Consider the following 391-nt stretch of genomic DNA (forward strand, 5'->3'; position numbering starts at 1 on the left):
AAAAAAAAGAAATTGTACTACATATCACATTAGACTACATGACATTTGATGCCCCACAGCGTCTCTTATAGCTTATCTAAATCATTGGATCGTATTCGTCTTTTCCTTTTTAGAATACCAGTTCTATTGGCTTGATGAATACGTGATATTCCTGAAAAATTAAGGTTGTTTTAATTAGCCTTTTACAACTAACTGATCTGATTCCAAACTCTATCCAGATTTAAAGGGACATATACTTTATCCCCATGTATCTGTTTATGTATGATAGGATGAACGTATTGATCCAAATCAACGACTCCTTTTTTATGCCTTGCTTTGAGATCTGCTCCTAATAACTTTTCTAATCTTTGTCCGGAAACTTTCATATTCCTTTCTCCTCGTATATTATATT

At 32.7% G+C, this 391-nt stretch carries 1 protein-coding gene; it reads right to left on the minus strand.

Features of this window, described 5'->3' with window-relative positions; genetic code table 11:
- Window positions 1-188: 188 nt before the first annotated feature.
- The coding region (locus OK414_RS27510; protein WP_264363548.1) for a hypothetical protein at window positions 189-391 on the minus strand (203 nt) is incomplete at its 5' end.

Source organism: Priestia sp. JV24, from assembly GCF_025910025.1.
Taxonomy (GTDB): domain Bacteria; phylum Bacillota; class Bacilli; order Bacillales; family Bacillaceae_H; genus Priestia; species Priestia megaterium.